Annotated in this window: 3 protein-coding genes and 1 pseudogene; 3 read left to right on the top strand and 1 reads right to left on the bottom strand. The window is 68.4% G+C overall.

What is annotated here, in order from left to right; all coding sequences use genetic code 11:
* Positions 1 to 301, bottom strand: a pseudogene (locus RMO40_RS23715) (LuxR C-terminal-related transcriptional regulator); the annotation flags it as partial.
* 74 nt (positions 302 to 375) lie between these two features.
* On the opposite strand from RMO40_RS23715, the gene RMO40_RS23710 reads away from it, so the two are divergent.
* The 3 genes from RMO40_RS23710 to RMO40_RS23700 all read left to right on the top strand — a co-directional run.
* Positions 376 to 732 (top strand): hypothetical protein, encoded by a 357-nt coding sequence (locus RMO40_RS23710; protein ID WP_309726108.1) that lies wholly within the window; start codon positions 376 to 378, stop codon positions 730 to 732.
* A 144-nt stretch (positions 733 to 876) separates the two neighbouring features.
* A complete protein-coding gene (locus tag RMO40_RS23705; RefSeq protein WP_309726106.1) occupies positions 877 to 1,617 on the top strand; it encodes a hypothetical protein in 741 nt (246 codons plus the stop codon).
* Positions 1,618 to 1,648: 31 nt separating this feature from the next.
* Positions 1,649 to 2,280, top strand: a 632-nt coding sequence (locus tag RMO40_RS23700; RefSeq protein WP_309726104.1) for a c-type cytochrome, incomplete at its 3' end; no start/stop codon positions are given.

Below are 2,280 nucleotides of genomic sequence, written 5' to 3'. Positions count from 1 at the left end.
GCCAGGGCAGGTCGAACGGTTCGAGCGCGGCGGTGAGGCATGACAGGAATCGCTGCAACTGGTCGTCTTCATCGGCCGACACCCAGGCCAGCGCGCAGCCCTCGGGCAGCTGGCGGATCTGCCGTGTGAGCGCCGAGGTCTTGCCGTAGCCCGCAGGCGCCAGCAGCAGGGTCAGGCGCTGCTGCATCAGCGCGTGGCCCAGGGTCTCTTCCAGCGCGGGCCGCGCCACCAGGCTGGTGCGCGGGCGCGGCGGCTGGATCTTGGCGAGGGCGAACGTGGGCGCCGGCGGCGAAGCTTGCATGCCCACATTTTGCCCAAACCCCATGGCTCCTTTGGGCGATGCCAACCCCGTAGAGCCTGCACACACTGGCCACCATGTACGTCATTCACCACGCCCACCTGATGGACCTGGCCTGCCGCGCCACGACCCACGCAAACCCCGGTGAACACCGCTTCTGCGCCGCCGGCCCGGCCAATGGGGTGAACGACTTCCAGGTCTGGATGCACACCCTGCCCCCTGCCGCACACACCCCCGTGCAGCAGCACGGCGGCAGCTTCGCCGCGCTGGTGCTGGCCGGCAGCGGCAAGCTGCTGATCAACGGCGGGCCACTGCGTTTCCAGTCGCCTTGCACCCTGGTCGTGCCACCGCACAGCGACTTCCAGCTCGTCAACAACGCCGCCGTGCCCTTGCTGGTGGTGAGCGTGTTCACGGCCGAGCCCACCGCGCGCTGAGCTCTCCCCCCAAAGGGTGTGGCCCGTCGCCAAGCCGGCCGATGGCTCCTTCAGGCGATGCCTGGCCCGCTCGTTCGCGGAAAACTGCCGACCCATGCCGAAGCCCGTTTCGGCACCACAGCCAAACGCCCCAAGGAATCGACCATGAACACGGCCACCCTCACCGCCCAGCCCACCCAAGCCACCACCACCGCGCCCCGCTTCGACATGTACCAGCCCATCCACAAGGGCCTGCGCCACTTCATGTGCGACACCTTGTCGCGCGTCGGCCGGGTCGATGTGTTCGATGTGGAACAGCTGGCCCGCACGATGGCCCAGCTCGAAGCCCTGCTGGGCTTGTGCGCCAAGCACCTGGCCCACGAAGACGTGTTCTTGCACACCGCCATCGAGGCCCGCGTGCCCGGTGGCGCGGGCCGCACCGTCGATGACCACGCGGAGCACCTGCACAGCATCGACGCCCTGCGTGGCGAGGCCCGTGCATTGCTGGCCGCACCCGACGGCGAGCGCATGTCGCTCGCGCTGCGCCTGTACCGCCACCTCGCCCTCTTCGTGGCCGAGAACCTGCAGCACATGCACATCGAAGAGACCGCCAACAACGCCTTGCTGTGGGCGCACTACAGCGACGCCGAGCTGGTGGAGATCCGCGACCGCCTGCTCGCCACCATCGCCCCCGCCGACCACATGGAAGTGCTGCGCTGGATGATTCCGGCACTCAGCCCGGTGCAACGTGCCGGCCTGCTCGGCGAGATGAAGGCGCACGCCCCGGCCCCGGTGTTCGACGCCGTGATCGAGCTGGTGCGCCCGCATCTCGACATCCGCGACTGGACCCAGCTCGCCAGCGCCATTGGCCTGCCCCAGCAGGCCGGGCTAGTGAACTTCCCTTGAGCCGCCGCCTGAATCGACCCGGAGAAACACAGTGAACAAATGGTTGAAACGAGGCGCCATCGGCGTCGTGGGCTTGGTCGCCGTCGCGGCCTCGGCGATCGTGGTCGGTGCCCAGATCGGCGAGCGCAAGATGAACCGCACGGTCGACGTGAAGATCTCGCCGGTGGCGTATCAAAACGACGCCGCCAGCATCGAGCGCGGCCGCTACCTCTACCTCTCGCGTGGCTGCACCGAATGCCACGGCGTCAACGGCGCCGGCAAAGATGTGGTCAACGATGGAAAGGGCATGCACATCCACGCCCCCAACATCACGCCGGGCCCGGGCAACGTGGTCGCCCAATACACCGCCGACGACTGGGTGCGCACCTTGCGCCACGGCGTCAAGCCCAATGGCAAACCCGCCATCGTGATGCCGAGCGAAGACTACGCGCGCCTGACGGACGGCGACCTCGCCGCGATGGTCGCCTACATCCGCCAGATGCCGCCGGTCGAGGGCCGCAGCGCGGTGCTCGAGCTGCCGCCGCTGGTGAAGACCTTGTACGCCACCGGCGTGATGCACGACGCGGCCGAGGTCATCGACCACAGCCTTCCGCCCTCGACACCCGTGCCTGAGTCGGTGAACGCGCAACACGGCGCCTACGTCACCAACTCGTGCATCGGCTG

This window comes from Rhizobacter sp. (genome assembly GCF_031412075.1).
Lineage (GTDB): Bacteria > Pseudomonadota > Gammaproteobacteria > Burkholderiales > Burkholderiaceae_C > Rhizobacter.
This window is presented reverse-complemented; position numbering and strand designations above follow the sequence as displayed.